We start from the raw sequence: 6779 nt of genomic DNA, 5'->3' as shown, positions 1-6779 counted from the left end.
AAGAAATTAGTAAAAGTAGGGAAATATTTTGCAAGTTCGCAAATTTGTAGTAATTGTGGATATAAAAATAAAGAAGTAAAAGATTTGTCTATAAGACAATGGAAATGCCCAAATTGTAAAGTAGTGCATGATAGAGACATAAATGCAGCGATAAATATAAGAAATGAAGGCATGAGAATAGTCTTAGGATAAAATAAAAAATAAAGAACCGTGGGATGCACGGGGATAGCTTGCTTATGCTTACAACAAAAGTTGTATCGAACAAGAAGCCCCCACTTCTAAGCGATAGCGAAAGTGGTGGGAGTACATCACCATCATATAATTAGGATTGTTATTGTCAAAAGTTAAAGTATTTATACTACGTCCACCATTTACACTAATAGTAACAACTGTATAATTACCATCATTAGATACACTTCTTACACTATATGGAGCTTCGCCAAAATCTCTATCCGTTATACTCATTATACTGCCATCTCTACCTTGCCATGTTTCTTCAATTAATTCATACCCACGAGAAATATTTTCTTGATAAGCATAAGCTGGTTGCATAGGTATTATTGCTTCACAAAATATTACCGAAAATGCACATAAACCTATTAAACAAAATTTTTTCAATATGTTCATTTTTATTCCTCCTTTATCAACTATTATGCTACTAAAAATATTAAAACTCTATAATCCTTAAAGATGAAAAATTTCACTGCTAGAAATAAATAAAAAACCACCGCATAAAACGGTGGTTAATTTTTTATCTCATATTGATGAATTGTAAATCAATACCAAAATCGCCAGCTTTTAAAGTCTGTATAACTGCTTGCAAATCATCTTTTTTCGCACCAGAAACACGAACTTGTTCACCTTGCATTTGTGTATTAACTTTTAATTTTGTAGCTTTTATCGCAGCGATAATTTTCTTTGCATTTTCTTTAGAAATACCCTGTTTAATAGTGAGCATTTGACGAACAGAACCTTTTGCTGCATCTTCGATTTTGCCAAGTTCTAAAGAACGTAAAGATAATCCTCTTTTTGCCATACGTGCACGTAAAATATCAATGATAGCATTTAATTTATAATCATCTTCTGCTGCGATTTTAATTGCTTTATCTTCTAATTCAATGCTTGCAATACTACCACGGAAATCATAACGCTGAGAAATTTCTTTTTCTGTTTGGTTAACAGCATTGCTCATTTCTTGCATATCAACTTGAGATACAATGTCGAATGAACTATCTTTTGCCATTTATATCACTCCATTTTTAAAATTCGTGCTTATATTTTATCATATCGCCAAATATAAAAAAAGGCTTTAAAGACTAACTTTAAAACCTTCTTTTTTCGCTATTACTTTTAATAAATTCATTATCATTATTTACAATTATAGATTAGCAAATATCACGATTAAATACGTTTATATATTTTCTCTACCAATGAAAAAATCAACCTATTTAGTTCATGGGAATTTACTCTTTTTAATAGCATAATAATTCTATAATAAGTGTTTTTATAAAAAATTTATCCATTATTTAAATCTATTTTATAAAAAGGAGTTTTTTATATGTATAAATTCTGTACTCATTGTGGAGCTAAAATGCCTAATGAAAATGCTTTTTGCACTAATTGCGGAGCTAAATTTTCACAAATTCCTACCCCACAACAAAACATAGCTCCAACAAATATCAATTATAATACTTCAAATTCTAATACTATGCCATCTTATATGCATAATCAGCAAACTCAACAAATTAATATTTACTCGGCAATCAAAATGCTAAATTTTATATGGCTATGGCTTATTTGTATCAGGCTATGGATATATTAAAACAAAGTGCGCCTCTACAAAATAATCCTTCGCCATCTGTTAATAATTTTTTCTCCTCAAGCACCATTTTTCCCTCAAAATCCTAATAATCATGACAATCAACAATTTGCTTCTAACTCAAATAATCAAACCAATCAAAATAATGACAATAGCACTTTAAAAAATGTAGGTAAATATGTAGCAACTGCCGCTGTTGATGCTGTAGCTAGTTCTATGCTTCATTCCGCTTCTACAGCTAGTGCTGCCACACATAATACTGATACAAGTCCTCTTCCTGACCTCAATGCACCAATTGATCCTACGGATACAATCAATCAAACAGTAGACTCTGCCAATGACTATATCCAAACACCAGAAGAATTTGTTACCAATGTCATTGACCCACTAAGTACAGCTAGTGAACAAATAACTCCTGTTAATACAAGTGATGATGGTACAAACCATATTTCTAATCTTGATAATAACTCAGAACTTACTGCAACAGAACAAATTGAACCTTCAGCAGATACTGATATTTCTTCAGATAGTGGTGAAGAAGATTCCAGTATTTCCGATAGCGTAGACAGTCTTTTTGATGATTTATTCGGCGAATAATTATAAATTTTAAAGGAGTTTTAATATGAATAAACAGTTAAAATCCCCAAGACTAATAATATTAGTAATGATATTATCTTTAATGAGTGTATTAGTTGCAGGTTGTGGTGATGATAAATATGTACAATCCTTGACGTACTCCCCATAGCTAAAGCTAGGGGATTCTGGGATACTGACGAACCTTGCTATCAAAAGACAGTCTTACGAGTTCTCTCCACAATGGACAACGCCCTGCCCATATTTATTTATTACTTGCGGAAGAAAAAAATTCTTTCTCCTTCTTTCTTTATATTTATAGCGGCGTTTAAATCCCTATCATGATGTTTACCGCATTTTGGACAAGTCCATTCTCTTATTCTCAATTCTTTGAGTTCTTTGTTTTGATAGCCACAATTACTGCATAGCTGACTTGACGGAAAGAAATTTCCTACTTCAACAACGTTGGAACCTGCCTTTTGTGTTTCATACTTCAACTTGTTTACAAAATCGGCAAAACCTAAATCGGATATCTTTCTGCCGAAACGTTTCTGCATGGCTTTTAAATTCAAATTTTCGATAGAGATTTAAGGCATATTTACCAGTGAGATACTGTGCCGTTTTCCAATGAAAATCACGGCGCATATTCGTTACTTTTTTATGCAGTCTTGCCAAATTCAGTCTTGCTTTTTGGCGATTGTTAGAAGCTTTTTGTTTACGGGATAAATTGCGGTTAGCTTTAACAATTAATTTTGCATTCTGCTTGAAAAACAGCGGAGAGATGATATTTTTCCGTTCTGAACCTGTGAGAAATATCTTTAACCCGAAGTCAAAACCGACGCTTTCACCTGTTCTTGTTAAGACTTCATTTTCATTTGTTTCACAGGAAAAATACACATAAATATCGCCTAAAGCATCGCGCTTTATGGTTACGGTCTTTACTTTTCCGTCAATATCCCGCGATTTAAAATAGCGATATTTCTGATTGGCAATTCTAATAACATTTCCACCCAATAATTTCCAACCGGACGTTTTCAAAGTATATGATTTATATTTACGTATCTTTTTAAACGACGGAGGAGCTGAACGGACATTATGCTTCTGATTTCTGAAAAACAACTTATAGGCACGGTCTATGCGTTCAGTTATATTTTGTACTGATTGTGAACCTATTTCTTTAAGATAGCTGAATTTTGCCCGTTTTTTCAGTTTAGTTAAGTGTTTCTGCAGAACAAATTTGTGCAATGATTTTTTAAATAAACGATAGTACCGTTTGTGAATTGCAATGCAGTGATTATAAATGAGACCTGCCGCATTAATCTGCCTATGAAGTTTTTTATTTCGTTTAGAGTTATATAGCTTAAAGCAATAGGTTTTCATTTATCTCACCGCCTTTATTGTTATTCGTAGTTATATGATAGCATATGAATATACAAAATAAAATGGTCCGACTTCAATTGCTTACGCAAATTCGTCGGACGTGACTTATATCCCCAGTGCTAAAGCACAGGGCTTTACGGCACATTTGGTAAAATTATTTTAATTAGCCTTATATTATAAATAATGATTATTATAAGAGGTGATTTATAATGTTTATAGTTGGATTTGTACTATTTATTATAGCTATTGAAATACTTTTTCCTGATTCCAACTAGGAATATTGATAAAAAATCAAAAGTAGTATATTACCATAATATCAAAGAATAAATCTTCGTAAAGCTATAACAATTTGAGTTTTAACTCTTTTTGTTATAGCTTCTTTATTTCTACTTATAAAGAAAAATCAAACCAATTTTTACTTTTAAATCTTTAAAAATTTTATTATAACCTATATATAAATTTTTTTATAATTGACTTTATCTTTCCTGTCATAACCTCTTATTATTCAATAGAATTATTTAAAAGTTTATATACTCAAATTTAGACAACAAAAAAGGCTTTACGGGTTTTCCGTAAAGCCTTGAATTTACTAGTGGTGCCGAAGGCCGGACTCGAACCGGCACGTAGGGGACTACGCTTGATTTTGAGTCAAGTGCGTCTGCCAATTCCGCCACTTCGGCATATTGTGTTAAACAACATTAATATTATATCATTCTATGATTATACTGTCAATATAAATAATTATCTTAACTTAATTAAATATATCTATTATAATGTTAATATATTTCTTAATATGAAAGGATTTTTTTATGTCACCAAAATCTGTTTTTCTTACTTTAATAATTATTTTATCTTGTATTATTTACTTACCTTCTATAACGTATGCTCAAAATAATACAAATACCCAAAATACCACAACTAATACTACTACTTATTTACATTTACCAGAAAAAACTACCATGCAAATAATAAATATAGATAATTTAGACAGTAAAACTAATCATAAATACGATTTAATCAACTTCCGTCTTCACCAAGATTTAGTTGTTAACAACGAAATCATTTTGCCTAAAGATACAAAACTCCAAGGTATGATTACTAAAATCCATGGCAGTAGATTGCTTGGGGAAAGTGCTATTATCCGCATAAAATTAAATAATATCACCTTAGCTGATGGCAGTATTTTAGAATTTCCTTGCGATTTAAAATTAAAAGGTGGCAAAAATTATGCCAATATAGCAAGTAGTATCATCGTTCCTTTTTCAGGATTATTATTTAAAGGAAAAGAAGTTTCTTGTCCATCTGGTAGCATAATTGAATACAGTTTTGAAGAATAAAAAATGGCAATAGGCTTATCATGAAATAAAGTCTATTGCCATTTTATTTAAATATCTAATTCCAAACTAACTGGACAATGGTCACTACCAAAAAATTCATTGTGAATGCCAGCCTCTTTTATATTTGTTTCAATATCTTTAGATACGATAAAATAGTCAATTCTCCACCCAGCATTATTTTCACGAGCTTTTCGCATATATGACCACCATGAATAAATGCTTGTTTTATCCGGATAAAGATAGCGGAAAGTATCTACAAAACCTGCTTGTAATAATTCAGTCATTTTACTGCGTTCTTCATCAGTAAAACCTGCACTACGGCGATTTGTCTTAGGATTTTTTAAATCAATCTCTTTATGAGCAACATTTAAATCTCCACACATCACGACAGGTTTTTGCTTATTTAATTCAACTAAATAATTGCGAAAAGCATCTTCCCACTGCATACGGTAATCCAAGCGCTCTAATTCTCGCTTAGAATTTGGTGTATATACGCAAACCATAAAGAATTTATCAAATTCTAAAGTGATTATACGACCTTCATGGTCATGTTCTTCTATACCTAAACCATAACTTACATTTAATGGCTCTACTTTAGTAAAAATAGCTGTACCTGAATAACCCTTTTTTTCTGCACTATTCCAATACTGCTTATATTCAGGTAAATCTAATTCTAATTGATGAGGTTGCATTTTTGTTTCTTGTAAACAAAAAATATCTGCATCTAAAGTTTGAAAAGTCTCCATGAAACCCTTATTCATACAAGCACGAAGACCATTTACATTCCAAGAAACAAATTTCATAAATCATGCCTCCTGTTTTGCCATTTGTGCCAAAATATTAGCAATAGCTCCAAACTCTTCCATAGTCAAAGTTTCTCCGCGACGAGTTGCTTCTATTCCAGCTTTATCTAATACATCAGCAATGATATTTTTATCCACACCCATGGATTTTAAAGCATTATTTAAAGTCTTACGACGTTGACCAAAAGCTGCTTTTACCACTCTAAAGAACATCTTTTCATCAATAAGCTCTACGGCAGGAGTCTGTCTAACTTTACAGTTCACTACTACAGAGTCCACTTCTGGAGGTGGCATAAAAGAACGTGGTGGTACATATAAAGCGATTTCAGGCACTGTATAATACTGCACTGCTACAGATAAAGCACCATATGTTTTACCGCCTGGCTGTGCTGCCATACGTTCTGCTACTTCTTTTTGTACCATTACTACGATATCTGTTATTGGCAAATGTTTTTCGAGCAAAGCCATGATAATTGGTGTAGTAATATAATATGGCAAATTAGCTACTACTTTAAATGGTTTATCGCCCATGATTTCTGGAATATTTACTTTTAAAATATCTCCTTGAATAACACGCACATTGTCATAAGCGTCTAAAGTATGTGCTAAAACTTCTGGCAATCTTTTATCTAATTCTACACAAGTAACCTCTGCTCCAGTTTCAGCTAAAGCTTGAGTCAAAGTACCGATACCAGGGCCGATTTCTAATACTCTATCATTTTCCTGCACATTTGCTGCATCTACAATGCCCTGTACAATATTAGCATCTATTAAAAAGTTTTGTCCTAAGCGTTTGCTCATATGAATGCCAAAACGCTGTAAAATATATCTTGTAACCTTCTTATTAGCAATAGTAGGTTGCTTCAT

At 32.0% G+C, this 6779-nt stretch carries 11 protein-coding genes and 1 tRNA gene; 5 read left to right on the top strand and 7 right to left on the bottom strand.

All coding sequences use genetic code 11. The features are described from left to right. The coding region (locus BMX03_RS07130; protein WP_143052076.1) for a zinc ribbon domain-containing protein at positions 1–192 on the top strand (192 nt) is incomplete at its 5' end. 48 nt (positions 193–240) lie between these two features. On the opposite strand, the gene BMX03_RS07125 is transcribed toward BMX03_RS07130, so the two are convergent. Both BMX03_RS07125 and BMX03_RS07120 read right to left on the bottom strand, forming a co-directional pair. Next, a complete protein-coding gene (locus tag BMX03_RS07125) occupies positions 241–627 on the bottom strand; it encodes a hypothetical protein (protein WP_225091963.1) in 387 nt (128 codons plus the stop codon). Between the two features lie 124 nt (positions 628–751). Beyond that, positions 752–1243: a YajQ family cyclic di-GMP-binding protein gene (locus tag BMX03_RS07120; RefSeq protein WP_008538709.1), complete on the bottom strand. Its 492-nt coding sequence runs from the start codon at positions 1241–1243 to the stop codon at positions 752–754. Between the two features lie 315 nt (positions 1244–1558). On the opposite strand from BMX03_RS07120, the gene BMX03_RS11410 reads away from it, so the two are divergent. The 3 genes from BMX03_RS11410 to BMX03_RS11405 are packed head-to-tail and all read left to right on the top strand — an operon-like array spanning position 1559 to position 2564. Next, a complete protein-coding gene (locus BMX03_RS11410; protein WP_022228174.1) occupies positions 1559–1822 on the top strand; it encodes a zinc-ribbon domain-containing protein in 264 nt (87 codons plus the stop codon). A gap of 6 nt (positions 1823–1828) precedes the next feature. After that, positions 1829–2416, top strand: a complete 588-nt coding sequence (locus BMX03_RS07115; protein ID WP_255361441.1) for a hypothetical protein — start codon at positions 1829–1831, stop codon at positions 2414–2416. 25 nt (positions 2417–2441) lie between these two features. After that, positions 2442–2564, top strand: a complete 123-nt coding sequence (locus BMX03_RS11405) for a hypothetical protein (RefSeq protein ID WP_008538711.1) — start codon at positions 2442–2444, stop codon at positions 2562–2564. Between the two features lie 100 nt (positions 2565–2664). On the opposite strand, the gene BMX03_RS11400 is transcribed toward BMX03_RS11405, so the two are convergent. The 3 genes from BMX03_RS11400 to BMX03_RS07105 form a co-directional block, all read right to left on the bottom strand. Further along, a complete protein-coding gene (locus BMX03_RS11400) occupies positions 2665–2949 on the bottom strand; it encodes a transposase (RefSeq protein ID WP_255361440.1) in 285 nt (94 codons plus the stop codon). Then, positions 2879–3772 carry an RNA-guided endonuclease InsQ/TnpB family protein gene (locus tag BMX03_RS07110; protein ID WP_255361439.1) on the bottom strand — a complete coding sequence of 298 codons (894 nt, stop codon included), beginning with the start codon at positions 3770–3772 and terminating at the stop codon, positions 2879–2881. The genes BMX03_RS11400 and BMX03_RS07110 overlap by 71 nt, the downstream gene beginning before the upstream one ends. 593 nt (positions 3773–4365) lie before the next feature. After that, positions 4366–4452 (bottom strand) — tRNA-Leu (locus BMX03_RS07105). A 129-nt stretch (positions 4453–4581) separates the two neighbouring features. Between BMX03_RS07105 and BMX03_RS07100 the strand changes: the two genes are divergently transcribed. Further along, a complete protein-coding gene (locus tag BMX03_RS07100) occupies positions 4582–5109 on the top strand; it encodes a hypothetical protein (RefSeq protein ID WP_091694604.1) in 528 nt (175 codons plus the stop codon). 47 nt (positions 5110–5156) lie between these two features. On the opposite strand, the gene BMX03_RS07095 is transcribed toward BMX03_RS07100, so the two are convergent. Together BMX03_RS07095 and rsmA are read right to left on the bottom strand one after the other, a co-directional pair. Beyond that, positions 5157–5912: an exodeoxyribonuclease III gene (locus tag BMX03_RS07095; RefSeq protein WP_091694601.1), complete on the bottom strand. Its 756-nt coding sequence runs from the start codon at positions 5910–5912 to the stop codon at positions 5157–5159. A 3-nt stretch (positions 5913–5915) separates the two neighbouring features. Further along, positions 5916–6779 (bottom strand): 16S rRNA (adenine(1518)-N(6)/adenine(1519)-N(6))-dimethyltransferase RsmA, encoded by an 864-nt coding sequence (rsmA, locus tag BMX03_RS07090; RefSeq protein WP_015562830.1) that lies wholly within the window; start codon positions 6777–6779, stop codon positions 5916–5918.

The organism is Megamonas sp. Calf98-2, from assembly GCF_900110235.1.
GTDB classification, from domain to species: domain Bacteria; phylum Bacillota; class Negativicutes; order Selenomonadales; family Selenomonadaceae; genus Megamonas; species Megamonas funiformis.
This window is presented reverse-complemented; position numbering and strand designations above follow the sequence as displayed.